The organism is Corallibacter sp., assembly GCF_048381695.1.
Taxonomy (GTDB): domain Bacteria; phylum Bacteroidota; class Bacteroidia; order Flavobacteriales; family Flavobacteriaceae; genus Corallibacter; species Corallibacter vietnamensis.
This window is the reverse complement of record NZ_JBLXHI010000002.1, coordinates 247,204-270,048: the sequence shown is the minus strand read 5'-3', so window position 1 is coordinate 270,048 and position 22,845 is coordinate 247,204. Positions and strand designations below refer to the sequence as shown.

The window sequence follows — 22,845 nt, the reverse complement described above, 5'->3', positions numbered from 1 at the left end:
CGTAAGTAAATAAGGAGTTGTACGACTTAAGTTATTATTTGTAGCTTTGCAATATGAAAGGTTTGAATGGTAATTTAGAGTCTCCTTTTACGCTTAAGATTAGTTTTAATAAGCTGTTAGAGCAATATGAGGAATTAGCAAATAGTGAAGATACATTTCTATCTGCTAAGTCAAAACGTGTTTTAAAAACAGCCGAGGCTTATCCGGAACTGCGTCAGGGGTTTACGAATCTTGAAGTTTTAAAAGAAAGAGAAAACGAAATAAAACTTTTACTTCAAGATTCGTTTAGTCCTGTATTGACTAAAAACGAGATTAAAACAGCCTCTATGCCGTTTCATGATATTATTTTTAATGAATCTGAACGATTTAAAAAAATAATAAGTGATGCAGGAGATGATTTTAAACTTACCATAAATAACTTACCAGAAGATTATTTATACATAGCTGCTTGTACTATCATTCTCAACATTAAGTATGGCTATGATTTAAATTTTAAAAGGCCTTTTTTTTACGAGATACCAGGAGCAGATGGTATAATGAGGTATTATAAAATACTTTATAATGCTGATTTTACTGAAATAGAAGCAACAAGCAAAGCACCTAAAATAACACAAAATGATGTAGATGAATTATTAGATAATTTTGATAACATTGAAATGTGGAAACAAAAATTTCCGCCAAACACTTATGTGTTTAGTGGCTTTGTTATTTCTAATATTTTTAATGTAACTGATGATCACGCTATATCAACAATAAAATCAAATTTAATTGCTGAAGGAAAACGAAAAGACGAAAATTTTATTGAGAATTTTCAGTCTATTTTTAAGTCGTTTTTAAACATACCTGATATTAAGGTTGGTTTTTTAGTTTACAATAAAGATGATCAAACTTTTGATAGGGTTTATGGAGAAGGTATGTGTAGTTTCTTACTTCACGATATAGATTCTAATAGCTGTGTTGATGTATTTTGTGAATGGTCATACAATAAGCTGTTAAAAGAGAATAAACCAGTATCAATATCTAATGTAGATAATGCGTTTAAGCAATCATCAAGTGCATGCACACCTCAAATTAATGTATTGCACGAGCAAGGTATAAAGAGTGCTATTTTTGCTCCTATTGCCAATGATGAAGGCTTAATGGGAATTTTAGAGTTAGTGTCTAATGTGCCTAAAGCATTAAATAGTATTAATGCCAATAAGTTGGTAGATGTCATGCCATACATTGTGGCAGCGGTAGAACGTTCTAAAAACGAACAAGAAAACCTTATTGAAGCTATTATTCAACAAGAGTGTACATCAATACACCCTAGTGTGCATTGGCGATTTAAACAAGCAGCACAGTTATTTATAAAAGAAAATATTTTTCAGAATAAAAACACAGCTTTTAGTAAAATTTCATTTAAAGATGTTTACCCATTATTCGGACAAATAGACGTAAAAGGTTCTTCTGAAGCTAGAAATTTAGCAACACAAAAAGATTTATCTCTACAATTATCTTACGCCGAAAAAATAATTGATAAAGCTTTAAAAGAAAAGAAAATGCCTGTTTATGAGCAAATCATGTTTCAGGTTAAAACTTTTAAAGAGCAATTAAAGTCAGGTATAAAAGTTGATAGCGAACACCAAATAACAACTTTTTTAAAGCATGAAGTTGGTCCGTTATTTGACCTGCTTCTTAAATCAAAATCTAGCTTAAAAGACGAAATAAAAGACTATTTAAGCAAGCTGGATGATGAGCTTGATGTCATATATCATTACCGTAGTAGTTATGATAATACCATAAAGCTTATAAATAAAAACATGTCAACATTGTTAGATACTAGGCAAATGGAAGCTCAAAATATGTACCCACACTTTTTTGAGCGTTTCAAGACAGATGGTGTAGAGCATAATATGTACATAGGAGAGTCTATTACTAGAGAAGATAGTTTTAATATGATATATCTCTATAACTTGAGATTGTGGCAAATTCAAGTTATGTGTGAGATGGAAAATGCTTACTATAGTAATCAGCAGTTATATCCAATTTCGCTTGATGTAGCCTCTATGATACTTGTTTTTAATCAACCACTTTCTATAAGGTTTAGAATGGATGAAAAACAATTTGATGTAGATGGAACTTACAATGCAAGATATGAAGTTGTGAAAAAACGTGTAGATAAAGCTTTTGTAAAAGGAACTGATGAGCGCGTTACTGAAAAAGGTAAATTAAGTATTGTTTATTCTCAAAGCGAAGATGAAGATGAATACTTAAGATACATAGAGTTTTTCCAAGCTAAAAAACTACTAGGTGACGATGTGCAAATAGTAGAGTTGGAAGATCTTCAAGGAGTAACTGGATTAAAAGCTTTAAAAGTTAGTATTTTATATCAGCATGAAAAGGCCGATGAAAATGAATTTTATACCTATAATGATTTAATGCAAGCTATTAAAGATTAGATACAATGTAAGTGTCTTTAATAGGTGTTTTTACATCATTTTTTTCAGTCTTAATTGAAATAACATCCTCAAGCTTTTTATTACTTTGTAACTTAAAAGACACAGCAAAAGATAGTACAGATATTATCATGCCAATCATAAAAATATTATAAGTAAGGCGTAAAATTCTGTATTTTCTATCAAGCACTTTTCCTAAAAAATACAAATCTTTTGTTAGTGAACTGTAAACATAGTCTTTGTCTTTCAAAAGTTCGTTAATTGCCCATTGATATTCGTTAAGTTCCATTTTATGGAAATTACCAAAAAACGTAAGGTTAACATCTTTGTTTTCTACATCTTCTTTGGTAAACTCGCCACGTGTTATGTTTGGTTTTGTAGCAATAATAGATAACACCATAGATATTACACTAGAAACTGTGAAAATAGCAGTAGGAATAATAAGGTATTGATTAGAAGGACTATCTAATTTAGACATCAAGTTAGAAAGTACCAATGAAATAATAATGGCGTTTACAGAAAGCAAAATGTTAGCTTTTGTATCAGCAATATCACTTAATTTAATGTGGTTTCTTAAAGCAACTCTATAAAAGGTTTGAATACCTCTTTCAGGACTTTCATTTTTATATTGAGCTTTGTATTTTGCTTTTTGTTTTTCGCGTTTTTCACGCTTTTTTTGTTTGTTTTTTTCTTTTATTAAGCTTGCTAAATTACTCTCTTTTTGAGGTTGCCAGTTCTTTAAAGCATAATCGGTATAAAAAGTATGTTTCTCGGTAAGTACCTTAATGTTTCCTTCAAGCCATTCACTAGGAGAATATGTTGCTATACCTTGAATTTCAAATTCTTTTCTTAAAAACTCGCTAGTTTCTTTAAAATAATCTTTTCCAAAGTGAGACGCATCAGCATCTCTAATTATTTTTTCTAATTCAGTTTTAGGAGAATCTTTAAATTTTGTTGCCATAATACAAGCGTTTACAGCATCAATGATAGATTTATCAACTCCATGATTATTTAAAAACTTTGTAGCAATTTTTACACTTTCTTCTTCATGACCGTCTCTTGTTTTTGTGTAACCAGTATCGTGAAGAATAGCAGCTAGTTGTAGAATTTCAGCATCTTGTTTGCTTATTTCAGAGTGAGAAATTATTTCTCTTAAGCTTCTTAAAACACGTTCTGTATGTGTGAAATTATGGTATAAAAATGTGTGATCAAGTTCTTCTTTAAATAAATCAAAGACATATGCTTCTGCCTTTTCTATAATATTTGTCATAAATTTGATATCTAGGCTAAATTAGACGTACAAATTACTAAAAAATAACTAAAATAAAGCGTTTTTAGTGATATGATATGATTGTAAGTAAATTAGAGAAATAACGACCAATTCAATCAATAGATTAAAGCGAAGAACTGTATTTTTCTTACAGTTTTTTTATTAACTTCTAATGAGTTTATATAACTTAAATTAAAGAAAGGACATAGTATGTTAACTTGGAAAAATGTTATCAATTTTTCAGTAAATGGAAATCCCATACCAGACAAAAGAGTAGAAAAATCTCCTGAAGAATGGCGAGCTATTCTTACTGATGAGCAGTTTAGAATAACCCGAAAAAAAGGAACTGAAATGGCTGGTACAGGTGCATTTTGCTCTAGCCACGAAGCAGGAAAGTATAATTGTGTTTGTTGTGATACACCATTGTTTGATTCTACCATTAAATTTAGTTCAGGAACTGGTTGGCCAAGCTTTACACAGCCTATAAAAGAGAATGCTGTGAAGTATGAAAAAGACACAACATTTGGTATGGTACGTGTAGAGATTATGTGCAACACTTGCGATGCACATTTAGGACATGTGTTTCCTGATGGCCCAGAGCCGAGTGGCTTACGATATTGTGTGAATTCGGAATCTCTAACATTGCAGAAAGGTACAGTTTAATGAATAGTCATATACAAACAGCAGTAGTTGGAGGCGGTTGTTTTTGGTGTACCGAAGCCGTTTTTCAAGAGGTAAAAGGAGTTATATCTGTAATGTCAGGATATTCAGGAGGAACAGTTCCTGGAAAGCCAACTTACAGAGAAATTTGTTCAGGCCTTACAGGGCATGCAGAGGTTGTAAAAATCACTTTTGATAGTCGTATTATTTCTTACAGAGATATATTAGTGATTTTTATGACAACACATGATCCAACAACGTTAAACCGACAAGGCGCCGATGTAGGAACGCAATACAGGTCGGTTATATTTTATGAAAATAGTTTGCAAAAAGATATAGCAGAACAAGTTGTTAGAGATCTTCAAGCGTATTATGATGAAACTATTGTTACAGAAATAAGTCCATTAAAACCATTTTTTGAAGCAGAAAAAGAACATCAAGATTTTTATAAAAATAATCCTGATTTTGGGTATTGTACATTTGTCATAAATCCAAAGTTGGCAAAACTAAAAAAACTGCATTCTGAAAAATTAATATAAAAAGAAAAGATATCTTCTTGAAACAAATAAAACTATATGGCAGTAGCCAATGCCATAAAACACAATACTATAAAACATTTTTTGAAACGCGTAATTTAAATTACGCGTTTCTTGATGTAAAAAAGAATACTGAATTTGCTTCAGAATTACGTAACTTATACCAAAATGAAGGGTTACATTTTCCAACAATTTTAGTAGAAGGAAAAAGGTTAAGAAATCCCAATGATAAAGAATTGATTAAATGGTTGAATAAATGAAATTAAACATAAAGAATACATTTACAGAAAACCTTCCTGGAGATACTATTACAGAAAATTCAAGGCGTCAGGTTTTTGATGCGTGCTTTTCTTATGTAAATCCTAAATCAACAGCAAAACCAGAGATGCTACATGTTTCTCCAGAAATGCTTAATGAAATAGGACTTGATCATGAGGATAGCAAGGGTGAAGATTTTTTAAACGTATTTACGGGTAATAAAATATTAAAAAACACCAAGCCTTATGCCATGTGTTATGGTGGTCATCAGTTTGGGCATTGGGCAGGTCAATTGGGTGATGGTCGTGCTATCAATTTAACAGAGGTAGAACATAATAATAACCGCTGGGTTTTACAGTTAAAAGGAGCAGGAGAAACTCCGTATTCACGATCGGCCGATGGGCTTGCGGTTTTGCGTTCTTCAATAAGAGAGTATTTATGTAGCGAAGCCATGTATCATTTAGGCGTGCCAACTACACGAGCTTTGTCGTTAGCACTTACTGGAGATCAAGTTTTGAGAGATGTTATGTATGATGGCAATCCTGCTTACGAAAAAGGTGCTGTGGTTTGTCGTGTGTCATCATCATTTTTACGCTTTGGTAATTATGAAATCTTTGCATCTAGGCAAGATGTTGAAACGTTAAAAACATTAGTCGATTTTACGATTCATCAACATTTTTCTTTTTTAGGAAAACCTTCAAAAAAAACGTACATAAAGTTTTTTAAAGAGGTTGCAAAGCGTACTTTAAATATGATTATTCATTGGCAACGCGTAGGTTTTGTTCATGGTGTAATGAATACTGATAACATGTCAATTCTAGGTTTAACAATAGATTATGGGCCATATGGTTGGTTAGAAGGATTTGATTTTGGTTGGACACCAAACACCACAGATAGAGAGCATAAACGTTATCGGTTTGGAAACCAACCCAACATGGGGCTTTGGAATTTGTATCAATTAGCTAATGCTTTATATCCATTAATAGAAGAGGCAGCGCCTTTAGAAACCGTTTTAAATCAGTATAAAACAGACTTTGATAAAGAGTCTTTAAAAATGATGCGTTCAAAGTTAGGTCTTCAAAAAGAAGAAGCACTCGACAAGTTGTTAATTCAAGATTTAGAAGATGTTTTACATGTGTCTGAAACTGATATGACAATCTTTTTTAGGTGCTTAAGTGAATTTGATGAACATGAATCAGATAAATGGTTCCATATTGTAAAAGAAGCTTTTTATAACCTTGAAGAAATTACTGGTGATATAAAAAAGCAATGGCAAGAATGGTTTAGTCGCTATGCGAATAGATTACAAGTTGAATCAATATCAAATCAAGAAAGAAAACACTTCATGAATAGTGTTAATCCCAAATATGTTTTACGTAATTATATGGCACAGTTGGCAATAGATGCAGCAAATAAAAACGATTTTACAATGATTGATGAGTTATTTCAGCTCCTAAAAAAACCTTATGACGAGCAGCCAAAATATCAAAAATGGTTTGCAAAACGTCCGGATTGGGCAAGACATAAAATAGGATGCTCTATGTTATCTTGCAGCTCTTAAAATAACACTAATATCAATAAAAAATAGTAACTTTAAGTTTTAAAACAACCCTATGTTTAGACCTTTAAAAACGATTGTTAGCTTACTAATTATTCTTATTTTTAATGCATGTGCAACTTACAAAACCCAGTATAAACAGGGTGAAGATCAGTGGCGTAATGTGTTACATGGCGAAAAAGAAATTGAACATTCTTTTTACCTTATTGGCGATGCAGGAAATTCACCTATCGGAACAAAAACAAAGGCTTTACAAGTATTTGAGGAGGCTTTAAATAATGCGCAAAAAAATAGTACAGCTTTTTTTCTAGGTGATAATATTTATCCTAAAGGGTTGCCAGAAGAAGGAGCAAAAGGTTATGAATTTGCAAAGCATCAACTAGATGTGCAGCTAGATGCAGTAAAAAACTTTAAAGGGAGAACGATCTTTTTACCAGGAAACCATGATTGGTATTCTGATGGCTTAAAAGGATTAGAACGTCAAGAAGATTATATTGATGATGTTTTGGGTAAAAACTCCTTTTTACCTGAAAATGGTTGTGCTATTGAAAACAAAACAGTTACAGATAATATTGAACTCATTTTTGTAGATGCAAAATGGTATATAGCCAATTGGGATAATCATCCAACAATAAATGATAAATGCGATATAAGAACTCGTGAAACATTTTTGGCTGAATTTGAAAGCAGAATAAAAAAAGCGCGAGGAAAAACTACCATTGTAGCAATACATCATCCTATGTTTACAAATGGTCCGCATGGTGGTCAATACGCTTTTAGTGACCACATGAAGCCAATACCTGTGTTAGGAACATTAAAAAACATATTAAGAAAAACAACAGGTGTTAGTCCTGAAGATATTCAAAACAAACGCTATAACGAATTAAGAAAACGAATTATTACAATTGCTCAAGAGAATGATCATGTGATTTTTGTTTCAGGACACGATCATAATTTACAGTATTTAGTAGAGGATAATTTAACGCAAATTATTAGTGGTTCAGGATCCAAGTCAACGCAGACAAGAAATGTGGGTAGTGGTTTGTTTTCATCAAGTGAGTCAGGATTTGCTAGATTAGATGTTTATAAAGATGGTTCTTCTTCGGTTTCATTTATAGCAGCCAAAACAGAAGATACTTTATACAAAAAAGAGGTGTATGCTAAAAGAAATAGCCCTAACAAAACCTACAAAGAAGATGTGCCTACAGAAACTATGGCGTCTATTTATACCAAGCCTGAAGCAGATAAAGGTAAGTTCTATAGGTTTTTATGGGGAGATAGATATTCAAAAGAATATGCAACTCCTATTAAGCTGAAAACGGTTATGCTTGATACACTTTTTGGCGGATTAAAGCCTATAAGAAAAGGAGGCGGAACACAATCTAATTCATTACGACTGGCAGATTCTACAGGAAGAGAATATGTTATGAGAGGCTTAAGAAAAAATGCATTAAACTATATTCAAGCCTTTGCTTTTAAGGATCAATATATTGAAGGACAATTTACAAATACAGCTGCTCAAGACTTAATTCGTTACGTGTTTACAGGGTCTTATCCTTATGCGCCTTTTGTAACAGCAACGTTGTCTGATGCAGTTGGCGTTTTACATACCAACCCAACATTGTACTATGTGCCACATCAAGAAACAATAGGTGTTTATAATGATACATTTGGCGATGAACTTTACATGATAGAAGAGCATGCTGGTGATGATCATGGATATCAAAAAAGTTTTGCCTATTCTGATGAGCTTATTGGAACAGACGATTTACTTAATGAAATTAGATCTGATGAAGATGTAGTAATAAATGAGTCTGCCTATGTTCGTGCGCGTCTATTTGATATGCTTTTAGGAGATTGGGACAGACACCAAGATCAATGGCGTTGGGCAACAACAAAAAAAGATGGAAAAACAATTTATCAGCCAGTTCCTAGAGACCGAGATCAGGTTTTTTCAAAAATGGCTGATGGTTTTATGCTTGGTTTGGGATCTAGGTTAGTTCCGGCAGGAAGAATGTTACAGTCTTATGATGATAATTTAAGAAGCCCAAAATGGTTCAATTTATCACCTTATCCACTTGATATGGCATTAATAAGTCAATCAACTAAAGATGTTTGGGACGAACAAGTAAAAGCCATAACAACAAACCTAACAGATGATGTTATTGAAGAAGCTTTTACTTTTATACCTCAAGAACTACATGATGAAACTCTAGAAGACATCAAATCTAAACTTAAGGCAAGACGAAATAATCTTCAGAATATATCAGATAGGTACTATAAAATTATAAACAAAATAGCTGTTGTAAAAGGAACAGACAAAGATGATTGGTTTGATATAGAGCGTTTATCTAATGGTCAAACAAAAATTACAGCCTATAGAATTAAAGACGACAAAAAAGCTGATGTTTTTCATGAGCGAACTTATACCAAGGAGGAAACAAAAGATATTTGGTTATATGCACTAGATGATGACGATGTACTGCATGTTTATGGTCAAGGTGATAAACTTATTCCAGTAAAACTTATTGGTGGTCAAAACAATGATATATATAATATTGAAAATGGTAAACGTGTTAAGGTTTATGATTATAAGTCAAAAAAGAACACGTTTAAAACCAATAAAGGAAAAGTAAGATTGACAGATGATTATGATATCAACGCTTATGCCTATAAAAAACTTAAATATAACAATAACCAGGTGTATCCTATTTTAGGGTTTAATCCAGATGACGGTTTCAAATTTGGTTTTACAGATACCTATACCGTAAATGGTTTTAACAGAAACCCTTTTAGTTCGCAACATAAATTATCAGCAGCTTTTTATGCTGCTACTAGCGGATATAACTTAACATATCAAGGAGAGTTTGCTAATGTGTTAGGTAGTTTTAATCTAGGCTTAAATGCTGTGTTTACAAGTCCTAATTATAGTATCAACTTTTTTGGATATGGTAACGAAACAATAAACCCAAATGCTGAAAACGATGAGGTTTTTGATAGAGATTATAATCGCGTAAAGTTAAGTACTATAAGAATCGCACCTTCACTAATTTATAAAGGAAATTTAGACGGTCAATTTAAACTTACATTAAGCTATGAAGCTATTGAAGTAGAACAAACTTATAATAGATTTATCAATACATATTACCTTTCAAACGTAATTGAAAACAATAATAATTTCTTTGGAGCAGAGGTTTCTTATCATTTTGAAAATAAAAACAACACGGCTTTTCCTTCATTAGGAATGCATGCTAATTTTCAAGTAGGATATAAGACCAATCTAGATAACTCTAATAGCTTTGGATACATCATTCCAGATCTAGGTTTTGATTTTAAATTAGAGCCTCAAGGGAAATTGGTTTTAGCTACAAAATTAAAGTCACAGATTACTTTAGGAGATGGCTATGAGTTTTATCAAGCGGCATCAATTGGAGCAAATGATGGTTTAAGAGGATACAGAAATCAGCGTTTTACAGGAAAGGATTCTTACTATCAATTAACAGATGTTAGGTATATGTTCAGTAAAATGAAAACCGGTATTGTGCCAATAAATTTAGGTGTTTATGGTGGTTTTGATTACGGCCGTGTTTGGCTTAAAAATGATCCGTCAGATAAATGGCATAACGCTTATGGTGGCGGATTTTTACTAATTGCAGCCGAATTATTCACAGGTGATTTTTCACTATTTCATAGTGATGATGGTTTCAGATTTGCTTTTGGATTAGGGTTAAAGTTTTAAACTATAAATATTTCCGCCATCGCTGCCTTGTCTTTCATCGGTAATAAGAATGGTGTTGTTTGTTTTAAAACAAATGCCTTCTTTTTGTGAGTTATGTTCAAACGGAACAACTTCAATATGACCTTTAAAGAAATTATCAGCGGTGAAATCTGAAATTTTCCAAAGTTTATCGTGGTTTAATAAAATGACTGTTTTTCCGTCGTTGCTAATATCAGCCGATGTTATTTTGTTGTGTTTACCTTCTAGATTAAACTCTGTAACTAACTCGGCTTTTTGTTTGCCAATTTTATTAGCCACTTTTACAACTTTAAACGAACCCGATTCTTTGGTAAATAAGTAAAAATAATTGTTGAGTAAAAAGAAAGATTCATAATCTTCATCTTTCAATTTTTTAGGCATTTCAATGGTTATAATTTCAGCAGTGGTTTTATCTGCTATATTGGCTGGATTTTTTACTTTGTATATAGTAAATGTTTTACGTTTTCCTTTATTATTACCAAAATCACCTATATAAATATTTCCATCACTATCTGATGTAAGATCTTCCCAGTCAATGTTTTCAGCGTTACTTATATCTATGTCTTTTATAATGTTTCCGTTTAGGTTAAGTCCGTATAAATTATTTTTATTGCCGGCATCTTCAATAACCCAAACCAAATTAGAGTTTGAAATATATTCAGCAGCAGAAACTTCTTTTAAGCTATTTGCTATATCGCCTATGACATTAAGTTTGCCAGTGTTGCATGATAAAAGAATAAAAAATAAACCTGTGAATTTTAATAAATTAGATGTCATAAAAAGCTATATTTAATAAGTTGAAGTATACTGTTTTTATAAATAAAAAGAAAATATTCAATCTTAAACTATCCCTAAAATGTGTGTAAACCCGTTAGTATTTTATAGTTTTGAAAACACTTACAGTAAATAAGTAAATTATGACTTCAGTTGATGATTTATTACATCTTTTAAATTTAGAAAGTATAACCGAAAATCAATTTCAAGGGTATAATAAAACCGTAGGAAGCCCAAATGTGTTTGGTGGTCAGGTTTTGGCGCAAGCCATTAATGCAGCTTCGCAAACCATAACTAATAATAGAGTTTTACACTCTATGCATGCATATTTTTTAGAAGCAGGAAATTTAGAACTCCCTATAATTTATAATGTGGCTTTGGTGAGAGATGGCGGAAGTTTTTCGGTACGTCGTGTGACTGCAGACCAAAACGGAAAAACCATTTTTATTCTTTCGGCATCGTTTCATAAAAAAGAAGATGGCTATAATCATCAAATTGATATAAATACCAAGGTAAAGCAACCAGAAGAACTAATGAGTTGGACTGATATGCTAGAGCACTTTGGCGATGCGATTCCTAAAAAAACTAAAGGATTTATTGAAATTGAACGCCCAATTGAGTTTAAACCTGTTGAGGTTGTAAATCCGTTTAATAAAGAAGATTTGCCTCCTTTTACAAACGTGTGGTTTAAATTAAAAGGCGATACAAGTAATTTGAATTTAGCATCAAAACAGCAAATCCTAACGTATGTTTCAGATTATAATATTCTGGCTGCTGCAATGAATCGTCATGCTAGTAAAGCACATTGGGGAAATACGCAAACAGCTAGTTTAGATCACTCTATGTGGTATTTTAGAGATTTTGATTTTGACGATTGGTTGCTGTATTCTATTGAATCGCCTAATACCTCAAATGCACGCGGATTTGCCAAAGGAAATATATTTACACGCGACGGAAAACTTGTAGCTTCAGTGGCTCAAGAAGGATTAATGCGTCCATTAAATAGCTAATGAAACATTACGACGTTATAATAATTGGAGGTGGTGCAGCAGGTTTTTTTGCGGCTATTAATTGTGCAGAGCAAAACCCAAAGCTCAATATCTGCATTCTAGAAAAAAATAAAGAAGGCTTACAAAAGGTGAAGATTTCTGGAGGTGGTCGCTGCAATGTGACGCATGCAGAGTTCATACCGCAGGAATTGGTAAATAATTACCCAAGAGGCGAAAAGGAGTTGTTAGGACCTTTTCATCAGTTTATGACAGGTGATACTATTGAGTGGTTTGATAAACGTGGTGTAGCATTAAAGATAGAAGAGGATGGTCGTATGTTTCCAGTAACCGATTCATCACAAACTATTATAGACTGTTTTTTAAACGAAGCAAAAAAACTTCAAATAGACGTTTTGTACAGTCAAAATGTTCAGGATATTGAAATTTTAGAAGCGCAAGAGGTATTTCAAATTAAAACAAAAGACACCAATTTTCAATGTGAAAAGCTACTTGTAGCCACAGGAAGTAACATGAAATTTTGGAAATTAATATCACAATTAGGTCATACGATTGTGCAACCTGTTCCGTCGTTATTTACGTTTAATATTAATGACAAACGTATCAAAAACATTCCAGGAGTTGTTGCTCAAGATGTAGAAGTAAACATATTAAAAACCGATTTATCCTCGCAAGGCCCTTTGCTTATTACACATTGGGGAATGAGCGCACCTGCGATTTTAAAATTATCGGCTTTTGGCGCTGTGGAATTAGCAAAAATGGATTACAAATTTCAAATTGAAATTAATTTTATAAAGCAAGATTTTGAGAGTTGTTTAGATCATCTCAAAGCTATCAAACACGATTTTGGTAAAAAACTAGTTTATAAATTACCACAGTTTGAATTGCCTAAACGCTTATGGCAGCAATTGGTTTTAGCATCAGGTATGACTCAAGATACACGTTGGGCAGATGTAAATAAGCAAGAATTAGACAGTCTTACAGAACAGTTAACACAAGCTGTTTTTGATGTCAATGGAAAAAGCACGTTTAAAGACGAATTTGTTACTGCAGGTGGTATCGATTTAAAAGAAGTCAATTTTAAAACGTTTGAAAGTAAGCGCATTCCTAATTTATATTTTGCTGGCGAAGTACTCAATATAGATGCTATTACAGGCGGCTTTAACTTCCAAAATGCGTGGACAGGAGCTTTTATTGCTGCAAACACGATTGCCAAAAAAAGTCCCCTCTAAAAAGAGGGGATTTGGGGTGTGTTCATATAAATTAGTTTCGAATGAAAATTTATTACAATCCAAAACTTAAAGAATTAGCAAGGCAACTTCGAAATAACGCAACAAAGTCAGAAATTAAACTTTGGACTTATTTACGCAGAAGCCAGATGTATGGATATGATTTTCACAGACAAAAGCCTATTGATGAGTACATTGTTGATTTCTTTTGTAATAAATTACAATTAGCTATTGAGTGTGATGGCTATTCTCATGAAATATTAGAGGTTTATGAAAAGGATGTGAAAAAGACAAAACGATTGAATGATTTAGGGGTTTATGTTTTGCGTTTTTCTGATTTTCAAATCATGAATGATATTGATAATGTTATTAGAGCAATTGAAGATTATATTCTTAAATTTGAAGAAAATAATACACCTCCCTTAATCCCTCCTTTCTAGGAGGGAAATAAATTATGAAATATATAGCACTACTTCGTGGCATTAATGTATCGGGACACAAGAAAATCCCGATGGCAGAATTACGTACACTATTAACAGATTCTGGTTTAGAAAATGTGCAAACTTATATTCAGACAGGTAACGTCATTTTTGATGCGGCTGCATCTGCTGAAATACTTAAAAATCAAATAGAAGTTGCTATAAAAAATCATTTTGGCTTTGATGTGCCTGTTTTGGTAATAACGCCTAAAGTACTGCGACAAATTTTTAATGATTGTCCTTTTTCTGAAGAAAAAAAGCAAAACAGTTACTTCTCATTATTATATGATACGCCAAAACAAGAATTGATTGCTGCTGTTGCAGAAATAAAATACCCAAACGAAGAAGTTTCAATAGCCAAAAACTGTATTTATTTTTACTGTTCTACAGGTTATGGAAAAACCAAATACAACAATAATTTCTTCGAAAAGAAATTAAATGTCACAGCAACGGCTAGAAACTATAAAACAATGCTAAAGTTGTTATCTTTGTCGGAATAATTAGAGATAATGACCGAACAAGATTTTATTCCAAAGCCATATACAAACACTTTAAAACAAGGAAAAGTCACTTGGGAGTCACCTAGTAACATAGCCTTGGTGAAATATTGGGGAAAACGCGATCCGCAAATTCCAGAGAATCCATCTATAAGTTTTACGTTAAGTCAATGCAAAACCATAACAACACTATCATACAAGCAAAAGGAGGCAATTAGCGATTTTTCGTTTGATGTGTTTTTAGATGGTGAAAAAAAAGATGCTTTTAAACCAAAAATTGAAACATTCTTTAAGCGTGTTGAGCAATATGTGCCGTTTTTAAAGGATTTTCATTTTACTATTGAAACAAAAAACACGTTTCCGCATAGTTCAGGAATTGCATCATCTGCTTCAGGAATGAGTGCTTTGACATTGTGTTTAATGAGTGTTGAAAAACTGTTTAATGCAGAAATGTCAAATAAGTTTTTTAATCAAAAAGCATCGTTTTTGGCGCGTTTAGGTTCTGGTTCGGCATGCAGAAGTGTAGAAGGCGATTTAATTGTTTGGGGATGCACAAAACATGTAGCTGAAAGCAGTGATTTGTTTGGAGTGAAATATCCTTATACAGTTCACGATAATTTTAAAAACTATCAAGATACCATCTTGTTGATTGATAAAGGTGAAAAACAAGTAAGTAGTACAGTTGGTCATAATTTAATGCATAATCATCCGTATGCTGCAAGTCGTTTTCAGCAAGCTCACGATAATCTTGAAAAGCTAAAACCAATTCTAGAAGCTGGCGATATAAAAGGATTTATCAACCTAATGGAAAGCGAAGCGTTAACCTTGCACGCGATGATGATGACTAGCAATCCGTATTACATTTTAATGAAACCAAACACTTTGGAAGTAATTAATCGTATTTGGAAATTTAGACAAGATACAGGTTTACATATTGGCTTTACGTTAGATGCAGGTGCTAATGTTCATATATTATATCCAGAATCTGAAAAAGTAGAAATTCTTAACTTTATTGAAAACGAATTAGTTGCATATTGTAAAAATGGCGAATATATTTGCGACCAAATTGGTTTTGGAGCGAACCAAATAGAATAATTAATCGTATATTTACATAGTAGATTGCTATTGAAACTATGAAAGGACCACTTTTTTACTCAAAAATCCTACTTTTTGGAGAATATGGAATCATTAAAGATTCCAAAGGATTATCTATTCCGTATAATTTTTATAATGGAGCTTTAAAAGTAGCATCAGAACTTACTAATGAAGCAAAAGCATCCAATGATGCTTTAAAACGATTTGCTGATTATTTAGAGCAAGTTGATGCAGAATTAGTGACTTTTGATATTGAAGCATTAAAGCAAGATATTGTCAGCGGAATGTATTTTGACTCGTCTATACCACAAGGTTATGGTGTAGGAAGTAGTGGTGCACTTGTTGCAGCGATTTACGACAAATATGCTCATGATAAAATAACTGTTTTAGAGAATTTAACACGTGAAAAGTTATTGCAGCTTAAAGCTATTTTCTCTGAAATGGAATCCTTTTTCCATGGAAAATCTTCTGGATTAGATCCGTTAAACAGTTATTTGAGTTTGCCAATTCTTATCAATTCAAAAGATAATATTGAAGCAACAGGTATCCCTTCGCAAAAAGTAGACGGTAAAGGTGCTGTCTTTTTATTAGATAGTGGTGTTGTAGGAGAAACAGCTCCTATGGTAAGTATTTTTATGGAAAACATGAAGCAAGAAGGTTTCCGTAATATGCTTAAAGACCAGTTTATAAAACATACCGATGCTTGTGTTGAAGACTTCTTAAAAGGTGATATTAAATCATTGTTTAATAATACCAAGCAATTGTCTAAAGTGGTTTTAAATCATTTTAAACCAATGATTCCAAAGCAATTTCATGAATTATGGAAGAAAGGTTTAGAAACCAATGACTATTACTTAAAGCTTTGTGGTTCTGGTGGTGGAGGCTATATTTTAGGTTTCACTGAAGACATTAATAAAGCCAAAAAAGCGTTAGAAGGTTATAAACTAGAAGTAGTTTATAATTTTTAGGTCTTTTTTGTAGCTCCATGCATCTATTGGAGTAACTTCAAAATAATCCTTTATTCTCATGCTAACCAGAAAACAAAAACATATACTACTTAAGTTTTTCAGTATGTTTTCTGTGATTAGAGGCTATAACATTTTGGTTGTAGTAATTGCGCAGTATTTAGCATCCATTTACATTTTAGCACATGATAAACCAGTAAAGGAAGTCGTTCTAGATCTTAATTTATTAATGCTAGTTCTTGCTTCGGCAGCTGCTATTGCTGGAGGTTATATTATTAATAATTTCTACGATTCTGAAAAGGATTTAATCAATAGACCACAAAAATCTATGCTCGATAGGTTAGTCAGTCAAAACACAAAACTGTCATTTTATTTTGTGTTGAATTTTGTGGCGGTTATTATGGCTAGTTATGTGTCTTTTAGGGCGGTAGTGTTCTTTTCAGTATACATTTTTGGTATTTGGTTCTATTCTCATAAGTTGAAAAAAATGCCGTTTGTTGGTAATTTAACATCGGCAGTACTTACAATAACTCCTTTTTTTGTTGTTTTTATTTATTACAAAAACTTAGAGCATGTCATTTTTGTACACGCTATGTTTCTATTCTTAATAATATCTATGCGTGAACTTACTAAAGATTTAGAAAATATAAAAGGAGATCTAGCGCAAGATTATCAAACGATTCCTATTCGTTATGGAGAAAAAGCATCAAAATATATGCTAACAATTTTAGGTGTTTTAACAATCATACCTGCTTTTTTACTTATTTACAAGTTTCAAGTAGGCGATATGAGTTACTTTTTTTATCTGTGTGTTTTATTATTGATAGGTTTTTTAATTTTATTATGGAAATCTAAAAATAAGACACATTATCTTATCTTACATAATATTCTTAAAGTGATTATTTTAGCAGGTGTTTTCAGTATTCCTTTGATAGATATATCATTGGTTTTGAATAAAATCACTTTTATGCAATAAGCAATAAATTATCATTTATCTTTGCAGCAAAATTTAATATTAATTAAAACAATCTCTGTTTTACAGGAAATAGATATGAGTAGACAGCAAGGAACCGGTGGAAAAGGAAAATCTTCAGGAAGAGGATTTAAAAATGGAAAAGATAAAGTTTCCGGAAGAGGAAGAGACAATGCCAAAAGTAAGAGTTTTGCTAGAGGTAATGCTCCTATGAAAAAATCAGCACAGCCTAAAAAAGCATCAGATTCTGACGCAATTAGACTTAATAAATATATCGCTAATTCAGGTGTGTGCTCTCGCCGTGAAGCCGATGAGCATATTGCAATTGGTTTGGTTACTGTAAATGGTAAGGTGGTAACCGAGATGGGTTATAAAGTAAAAATGGATGACGATGTACGTTATGATGGTGCTCGCATTAGTCCAGAGAAAAAAGCTTATGTGTTACTTAACAAACCTAAAGGCTTTGCAACAACTACAAGTGAAGGAAAAGGACGCACTGTAATGGATTTGGTAGCAAATGCAACCGCTTCTAGAATAAAACCTATTGGGCGTTTAGGAAGAAACTCTACAGGGTTATTGCTATTTACAAATGATGATAGTGTTGTTAAAAAGTTTACCAATTCTAAAAACGGTGTTTCACGTTTATTTCAAGTAGAGCTTGATAAAAACCTTAAGTTTGAAGACTTAAAAGCCATACAAGAAGGTTTAAAAATAGAAAACAACCTAGTAACAGTTGAAGAAATTAGTTATATAGAAGGTCAGAGTAAAAATCAAATAGGTTTAAAAATAAAGAATACCGGAAACACCATTATCCGTACTATTTTTGAGCACTTAAAATATGATATTATAAAGATTGATTGTGTAGCAATTGCACATCTTACTAAAAAAGATATTCCTCGAGGTCACTGGAAACATTTAACCATACAAGAGATAAATACCTTAAAAATGTTATAATGCTTTAAGGAAATTTATAATAAATAACCACAATATCAAGACAACACAAAGGTTTCGTAATGATAAACTTTTGTGTTGTTTTTTTTATCTGAAACTCTTAAAAAGGAATTTCAAGAAGATTAAAGATGTGAATAGCATTTTTTTAAACAAGTAGAGCTTATGTAGCTAAAACCTGTTTTTTTCTATTAAAGTAGGTGAAGAGTTGTTGTAAACCCTTTTAAATTAAATTAATAAGTATTTGTTTAGCGCGTGAATAGGTTTTGATTTAAGAGTAAAAATCATGCTTTATAGTAATTAAAGGCATTGAAAATCAGACGATAAAAAAATATTTCAAAAAAACTTTTTTTTTCAAAAAAATGTATTTCATTTGTACTGCATTTAGCTGAACAAATTGAAATCTGTTTTTACGTTCGGGTTTTTGAACATTAGGAAGTCATATTCAAAAACTGCTTATCGATTAAGTAACCGAATTTTAGAGCTAACTTCCGCTTTCTACATTGTTATGAGCCAACATTTGTTTGGTTTCAAGCCTACAACGCATCCTCAAATACAAGTTTGATATACATTATTTGTTATTCTCTTAATATTGAATTATTTTATAATTCTCAATTTTAAATTTTATTAAACAATAATTGCGTATATAATCTAAAAATGCAGTTCTTTTAAGTATAGTTAGAACTGTTAATTACTATAATAAACACAACATGAATACTAAATATATTGATCTTATCAATCAATCTTTTTATTTTCCTCAAGAAGAATTTAAGCTAGAGGACAACCATTTACAATTCCATGATATCGATTTAAAACAATTAATTGATACTTATGGCGCGCCTTTAAAATTTACGTATTTACCACAAATTTCTAACAATATAAATCGAGCAAAAAAATGGTTTGCAAATGCCATTGAAAAGCATGATTACAAAGGGAAATACAATTACTGTTATTGTACAAAAAGTTCACACTTTAAACATGTTTTAAACGAAGCTTTAAAAAATGATATCCATATAGAAACATCATCAGCTTTTGATATTGATATTGTAGAGTCTTTAAAAGCTGAAGGAAAAATAACAGACAAAACCTTTGTAATAAGCAATGGTTTTAAAAGAGCGCAATATGTGACCAACATAGCAAGATTAATAAATAATGGTCATGAAAATGCAATTCCAGTTATTGATAATTATGAAGAAATAGATTTACTATCTGAAGAAATTAACGGCTCTTACAACATAGGTATTCGTATTGCTTCAGAAGAAGAACCAAAGTTTGAGTTCTATACATCTAGATTAGGAATAGGCTATAAAAACATTGTGCCATTTTATAACAAGCAAATTAAAGACAACAAAAAAGTGTCTTTAAAAATGTTGCACTTTTTTATCAACACAGGTATTAGAGACAATGCATATTACTGGAACGAACTTACAAAGTGCTTAAAAGTATACGTAAGCTTAAAAAAGATTTGTCCAAGTTTAGATAGTTTGAATATTGGAGGAGGTTTTCCTATAAAAAACTCATTAGGTTTTGAATTTGATTACGAATATATGGTTGATGAAATCATCAATCAAATAAACATAATTTGTGAGCAAGAAGGCGTAGATGTACCAAATATATTTACCGAGTTTGGAAGCTTTACAGTAGGAGAAAGCGGTGGCGCTATTTATGAAGTGTTATACCAAAAACAACAAAACGATCGTGAAAAATGGAATATGATTAACTCATCATTTATCACAACATTACCAGATACTTGGGCAATAAACAAGCGCTTTATTATGCTTCCAGTAAACCGTTGGAACGAGAGTTACGAGCGTGTTTTATTAGGAGGTTTAACTTGTGATAGTGACGATTATTACAATAGCGAACAACATATGAACGCTATATATTTACCAAAATATAATAAAGATAAACCTTTATACATAGGCTTTTTTAATACAGGAGCTTATCAAGAAACTATTGGTGGTTTCGGAGGCTTGCAACACTGCTTGATTCCGTCGCCAAAGCATATTTTAATAGACAAAGACAAAGATGGAAACATCACAACAAAATTATTTAGTGAACAACAAAAAAGTGAAGACTTACTTAAAATTTTAGGTTACCATGAGCAATAAAACGTATGCTGGAATTTCAGAAGAATATTCCAAATTAGACAGTTCAAAAATTGTTTTAATTCCTGTGCCTTATGATGGTACAAGTACTTGGCAAAAAGGAGCAGATAAAGGTCCAGATGCTTTTCTTGATGCATCAGAAAATATGGAGCTTTATGATATTGAAACCGATACAGAGGTTTATAAACAAGGCGTGTATTTAGCAAACGCTATTACAGAAAACTCTTCACCAGAAGCTGTAGTTGATGCGGTACATGAAATGACTAAAAAGTATATCAAACGCAATAAATTTGTAACCCTTTTTGGTGGAGAACATTCTATTTCTATTGGTAGTATTCGTGCATTCAATGAGTGTTTTGATAACCTAACAGTATTACAAATAGATGCGCATGCCGATTTACGTAAAGAATACGAAGGTTCAAAATGTAATCATGCTTGTGCGGTTTATGAAGCAAGTCAAACAACCAACTTAATTCAAGTAGGAATTCGTTCTATGGATATCATGGAAAAAACGGTAATGGATGAAGAGAAAACTTACTTTGCTCACGAAATGGCTGTTGATGATAACTGGATGGATTCTGCAATAGATCAAATGACAGATAATGTTTTTATCACCTTTGATTTAGATGCATTAGATCCATCAATTATGCCTAGCACAGGAACACCAGAACCAGGAGGTTTATTCTGGTATGAAACACTAGAGTTCTTAAAGCAGGTTTTTGCTGAAAGAAACGTAGTAGGTTTTGATATAGTAGAATTATGCCCTAATAAAATTGATAAATCATCAGATTTTTTAGCAGCTAAATTATATTATAAAATGCTTACCTATAAGTTTCTAGATGATGCTGTAGATGATGATTATGACAATAATTTTAATGAGAGTAATTCAAGTATAAATAAATTTTCTAAATTTAATGACGACGATGACAACTAAAGGACACATATCACAATTCATAGAAAAGTATTACCTGCATTTTAATGCAGCAGCATTAGTTGATGCAGCAAAAGCATACGAAGACCAATTAAACTCTGGAGCTAAAATGCTTGTGTCTCTAGCAGGAGCAATGAGTACTGCAGAGCTTGGGAAAATTTTTGCTGAAATGATACGTCAAGATAAAGTGCAAATAATTTCTTGTACAGGTGCAAACCTAGAAGAAGATATTATGAATTTAGTTGCGCATTCACATTACGAGCGTGTTCCAAACTATCGTGATTTAACACCACAACAAGAATGGGATTTACTAGAGCGAGGCTTAAACCGTGTTACAGATACATGTATTCCAGAAGAAGAAGCTTTTAGAAGATTACAAGAGCATATTTTTAAAATTTGGAAAGATGCTGAAGAAGCTGGAGAGCGTTATTTTCCACATGAGTTTATGTACAAAATGTTATTGAGTGGAGTTCTAGAAGAGTACTACGAGATAGACTTAAAAGACTCTTGGATGTATGCAGCAGCAGAAAAAAACTTACCAATAGTTGTTCCTGGTTGGGAAGACAGTACTATGGGTAACATTTTTGCAAGTTATGTACTAAAAGGAGAGCTAAAAGCAAGTACCATGAAATCAGGAATTGAGTACATGACATTTTTAGCAGATTGGTATACAAATAATTCAGAAAACGGTATTGGTTTCTTCCAAATTGGTGGAGGTATAGCTGGCGATTTTCCAATTTGTGTGGTGCCAATGCTTTATCAAGATATGGAGCGAACAGATACGCCGTTTTGGAGCTATTTCTGTCAAATAAGTGATTCAACAACAAGTTATGGGTCGTACTCAGGAGCTGTCCCAAATGAAAAAATCACTTGGGGAAAATTAGATATTAACACACCAAAATTTATTATAGAAAGTGATGCTACTATTGTTGCACCACTTATATTTGCTTACCTACTAGACATGTAAATTATGAGTAACAAAAGAGATAATCTTAAACGCGTAATTGTTGACTTTAAAAAGTTAACGCCAGAAATTTTAGCCCTATTGGTTGAGAAATATCCTGATGGTTATGATGAAGATCATATCATATCATTTAGAAACGCCAATAATGAAATTGTTGAAGCTGTAGAAGTAACAACCCATGATACCAAATACTTGGTAAAAGTAAGTACCAAGCTGGCTGTTACTATGGAGAATTATGAAGAAGAAGATTATGATGATTATGATAGTGATGACCCAGAAGCAGTTCAAGATCCAGAGTTATTATCAGATGATGATGCTTCTGAAGACGAAGATTAAAAATTAAAAGCTTCAAAAAATATAAGAGATAAGTTGTCTAAATTTTAGGCAACTTATTTTTA

Annotated in this window: 20 protein-coding genes; 18 read left to right on the top strand and 2 right to left on the bottom strand. The window is 32.1% G+C overall.

The window, feature by feature from the left end; translation table 11 throughout:
- Positions 1-53: 53 nt before the first annotated feature.
- Positions 54-2,441: a GAF domain-containing protein gene (locus tag ACN5J3_RS05040; RefSeq protein WP_418510995.1), complete on the top strand. Its 2,388-nt coding sequence runs from the start codon at positions 54-56 to the stop codon at positions 2,439-2,441.
- On the opposite strand, the gene ACN5J3_RS05035 is transcribed toward ACN5J3_RS05040, so the two are convergent.
- Positions 2,431-3,708 (bottom strand): Pycsar system effector family protein, encoded by a 1,278-nt coding sequence (locus tag ACN5J3_RS05035; protein WP_418510994.1) that lies wholly within the window; start codon positions 3,706-3,708, stop codon positions 2,431-2,433. The two genes, ACN5J3_RS05040 and ACN5J3_RS05035, sit on opposite strands and share 11 nt — an antisense overlap.
- Positions 3,709-3,918: 210 nt before the next feature.
- On the opposite strand from ACN5J3_RS05035, the gene msrB reads away from it, so the two are divergent.
- The 5 genes from msrB to ACN5J3_RS05010 are packed head-to-tail and all read left to right on the top strand — an operon-like array spanning position 3,919 to position 10,459.
- Positions 3,919-4,371, top strand: coding sequence for a peptide-methionine (R)-S-oxide reductase MsrB (msrB, locus tag ACN5J3_RS05030; RefSeq protein WP_344726257.1), 453 nt, complete (start codon positions 3,919-3,921; stop codon positions 4,369-4,371).
- The gene (msrA, locus tag ACN5J3_RS05025) at positions 4,371-4,907 is read left to right on the top strand and encodes a peptide-methionine (S)-S-oxide reductase MsrA (protein ID WP_418510993.1); all 537 of its coding nucleotides are present in this window, start codon (positions 4,371-4,373) and stop codon (positions 4,905-4,907) included. Before msrB ends, msrA begins: the two co-directional genes overlap by 1 nt.
- A 17-nt stretch (positions 4,908-4,924) precedes the next feature.
- Complete coding sequence (locus ACN5J3_RS05020) at positions 4,925-5,164, top strand: glutaredoxin domain-containing protein (RefSeq protein WP_344726253.1); 240 nt, start codon at positions 4,925-4,927, stop codon at positions 5,162-5,164.
- Complete coding sequence (locus ACN5J3_RS05015) at positions 5,161-6,723, top strand: protein adenylyltransferase SelO (RefSeq protein ID WP_418510992.1); 1,563 nt, start codon at positions 5,161-5,163, stop codon at positions 6,721-6,723. Before ACN5J3_RS05020 ends, ACN5J3_RS05015 begins: the two co-directional genes overlap by 4 nt.
- Before the next feature lie 52 nt (positions 6,724-6,775).
- Positions 6,776-10,459: a metallophosphoesterase gene (locus ACN5J3_RS05010; RefSeq protein ID WP_418510991.1), complete on the top strand. Its 3,684-nt coding sequence runs from the start codon at positions 6,776-6,778 to the stop codon at positions 10,457-10,459.
- Here the strand turns inward: ACN5J3_RS05010 and ACN5J3_RS05005 are convergent.
- Positions 10,448-11,254, bottom strand: a complete 807-nt coding sequence (locus tag ACN5J3_RS05005; RefSeq protein WP_418510990.1) for a hypothetical protein — start codon at positions 11,252-11,254, stop codon at positions 10,448-10,450. The two genes, ACN5J3_RS05010 and ACN5J3_RS05005, sit on opposite strands and share 12 nt — an antisense overlap.
- 140 nt (positions 11,255-11,394) lie before the next feature.
- Between ACN5J3_RS05005 and ACN5J3_RS05000 the strand changes: the two genes are divergently transcribed.
- From ACN5J3_RS05000 to ACN5J3_RS04945, 12 genes are all read left to right on the top strand, one after another.
- Complete coding sequence (locus ACN5J3_RS05000) at positions 11,395-12,261, top strand: acyl-CoA thioesterase (RefSeq protein ID WP_418510989.1); 867 nt, start codon at positions 11,395-11,397, stop codon at positions 12,259-12,261.
- On the top strand, positions 12,261-13,490 hold the full coding sequence (locus ACN5J3_RS04995; RefSeq protein WP_418510988.1) for an NAD(P)/FAD-dependent oxidoreductase: 1,230 nt from the start codon (positions 12,261-12,263) through the stop codon (positions 13,488-13,490). Before ACN5J3_RS05000 ends, ACN5J3_RS04995 begins: the two co-directional genes overlap by 1 nt.
- Positions 13,491-13,531: 41 nt before the next feature.
- Positions 13,532-13,927, top strand: coding sequence for an endonuclease domain-containing protein (locus ACN5J3_RS04990; RefSeq protein ID WP_129759365.1), 396 nt, complete (start codon positions 13,532-13,534; stop codon positions 13,925-13,927).
- Between the two features lie 14 nt (positions 13,928-13,941).
- Complete coding sequence (locus ACN5J3_RS04985; protein ID WP_418510987.1) at positions 13,942-14,466, top strand: DUF1697 domain-containing protein; 525 nt, start codon at positions 13,942-13,944, stop codon at positions 14,464-14,466.
- 9 nt (positions 14,467-14,475) lie between these two features.
- Entirely contained in the window at positions 14,476-15,558 is a 1,083-nt protein-coding gene (locus tag ACN5J3_RS04980; RefSeq protein ID WP_418510986.1) for a diphosphomevalonate/mevalonate 3,5-bisphosphate decarboxylase family protein, read from the top strand.
- Positions 15,559-15,596: 38 nt separating this feature from the next.
- Positions 15,597-16,526, top strand: coding sequence for a mevalonate kinase (locus tag ACN5J3_RS04975; protein ID WP_418510985.1), 930 nt, complete (start codon positions 15,597-15,599; stop codon positions 16,524-16,526).
- A 58-nt stretch (positions 16,527-16,584) separates the two neighbouring features.
- Positions 16,585-17,499, top strand: a complete 915-nt coding sequence (locus ACN5J3_RS04970) for a geranylgeranylglycerol-phosphate geranylgeranyltransferase (protein WP_418510984.1) — start codon at positions 16,585-16,587, stop codon at positions 17,497-17,499.
- A 75-nt stretch (positions 17,500-17,574) separates the two neighbouring features.
- A complete protein-coding gene (locus ACN5J3_RS04965; protein ID WP_417290381.1) occupies positions 17,575-18,450 on the top strand; it encodes a pseudouridine synthase in 876 nt (291 codons plus the stop codon).
- A 704-nt stretch (positions 18,451-19,154) separates the two neighbouring features.
- Positions 19,155-20,555 carry an arginine decarboxylase gene (locus ACN5J3_RS04960; protein WP_418510983.1) on the top strand — a complete coding sequence of 467 codons (1,401 nt, stop codon included), beginning with the start codon at positions 19,155-19,157 and terminating at the stop codon, positions 20,553-20,555.
- The gene (gene speB / locus ACN5J3_RS04955; RefSeq protein ID WP_417290379.1) at positions 20,545-21,486 is read left to right on the top strand and encodes an agmatinase; all 942 of its coding nucleotides are present in this window, start codon (positions 20,545-20,547) and stop codon (positions 21,484-21,486) included. Before ACN5J3_RS04960 ends, speB begins: the two co-directional genes overlap by 11 nt.
- On the top strand, positions 21,476-22,450 hold the full coding sequence (locus ACN5J3_RS04950) for a deoxyhypusine synthase family protein (protein ID WP_418510982.1): 975 nt from the start codon (positions 21,476-21,478) through the stop codon (positions 22,448-22,450). The genes speB and ACN5J3_RS04950 overlap by 11 nt, the downstream gene beginning before the upstream one ends.
- 3 nt (positions 22,451-22,453) lie before the next feature.
- Positions 22,454-22,783, top strand: coding sequence for a hypothetical protein (locus ACN5J3_RS04945; protein ID WP_344726225.1), 330 nt, complete (start codon positions 22,454-22,456; stop codon positions 22,781-22,783).
- Positions 22,784-22,845: the final 62 nt, after the last annotated feature.